1 protein-coding gene is annotated in these 1,749 nt (G+C 66.8%); it reads right to left on the bottom strand.

Features of this window, described 5'->3' with window-relative positions; all coding sequences use genetic code 11:
- A partial coding sequence (locus WS49_RS08280; RefSeq protein WP_059526378.1) for an amidohydrolase occupies positions 1 to 1,700 on the bottom strand: 1,700 nt, incomplete at its 3' end.
- Between the last annotated feature and the right edge of the window lie 49 nt (positions 1,701 to 1,749).

Genomic DNA, 1,749 nt, shown 5'->3' with positions numbered 1-1,749 from the left:
TAGCCGCCGTACTCGCGCACGGGCGACCAGTCCGGCATCGCGGGCGGAATCGGCGCGTCGTGCGACGCGAACGGCCCCGCGCCCCACACGATCCTGCCGCCGACCACCGTCAGCAACGCCGTCGTGCCCGCGATGTCGTCCTCCGCGCACGCGAAGAAATCGCGATCCGGGACCACCAGGTCGGCAAGCTGCCCGACCGCGATGCGCCCCTTCTTGCCTTCCTCGTTCGAGAACCACGTCACGTACTCGGTCCACATGCGCAACGCCGTTTCGCGATCGAGCAGGTTGCGCTGCGGATACATGCGCAGGCCGCCGACCGTCTTGCCCGTCACGAGCCATGAGAGCGACACCCACGGGTTGTACGACGCCACGCGCGTCGCGTCCGTGCCGGCCGATACCTTGAGCCCCTTGCCGAGCATCTTCGCGACCGGCGGCGTGGCTTCGGCCGCCTGCGCGCCGTAGCGCTCGACGAAGTATTCGCCCTGGTACGCCATCCGGTGCTGCACCGCGACACCGCCGCCGAGCGCGGCGATCCGGTCCATCGATTTCTCGGAGATCGTTTCCGCGTGATCGAAGAACCAGTTCAGCCCTTCGAGCGGGATGTCCTTGTTGACCTTCTCGAACACGTCGAGCGCGCGGCTGATCGTTTCGTCGTACGTCGCGTGCATGCGCCACGGCCAGCGGTTCTGCGCGAGCACGCGCACGACGCCTTCGAGATCGTCTTCCATCTGCGCCGGCAGATCGGGACGCGCGACGCGGAAGTCCTCGAAATCGGCCGCCGAGAACACCAGCATCTCGCCCGCGCCGTTGTTGCGGAAGTAATCGGTGCCGTCGTGATACTTGACGCTCCTGGTCCAGTTCACGAAGTCTTCCTTCTCGGCGTTCGGCTTCTGCGTGAACAGGTTGTACGCGATCCGGATCGTCATCTCGCCCGCGTCGTGCAGCTTGCGGATCACTTCGTAATCGTCGGGGTAATTCTGCGAGCCGCCGCCCGCGTCGATCACGCCCGTCACGCCGAGCCGGTTCAGCTCGCGCATGAAGTGACGCGTCGAGTTGTACTGGTATTCGAACGGCAGCTTCGGCCCCTTCGCGAGCGTCGCGTAGAGGATCGTCGCGTTCGGGTTCGCGAGCAGCAGGCCCGTCGGGTTGCCCGCGGCATCGCGCAGGATCGTGCCGCCCGGCGGCTCGGGCGTGTCCTTCGTGTAGCCGACCACGCGCAGCGCGGCCGCGTTCAGCAGCGCGCGATCGTACAGGTGCAGGATGAACACCGGCGTATCGGGCGCGGCCGCGTTGAGCTCGTCGATCGTCGGCAGGCGCTTCTCCACGAACTGATGTTCGGTGAAGCCGCCGACCACGCGCACCCACTGCGGCGCGGGCGTGATCGCGACCTGACGCTTGAGCATCTCCATCGCGACGGCGAGCGAAGGCACGCCGTCCCAGCGCAGCTCCATGTTGTAGTTCAGGCCGCCGCGAATCACGTGGCAGTGGTTGTCGATCAGGCCCGGCAGCACGCCGCGGCCGTCGAGGTCGACCACCTTCGTCGCGCGGCCCGCGAGCGGCATCACGTCCGCGTCGTGGCCGACCGCGACGAAGCGGCCATCCTTGATCGCGACGGAGGTCGCGACGGGGTTCGTGCGGTCGAGGGTCGTGAATCTTCCGTTATGGAGGATCAGATCCGGTTGGGTCCCGGTTGCGGTCATGTGCATCACCTCGCTTCGATCAGAAGCCAAAGAGCTGTTTGAGGGTGGG

The sequence above is a fragment of the Burkholderia sp. RF7-non_BP4 genome, from assembly GCF_001521935.1.
In the GTDB taxonomy this organism is placed as follows: Bacteria; Pseudomonadota; Gammaproteobacteria; order Burkholderiales; family Burkholderiaceae; genus Burkholderia; species Burkholderia diffusa.
Note: the sequence above shows the minus strand (reverse complement) of the source record. Positions and strands in the feature narration are given on the sequence as shown.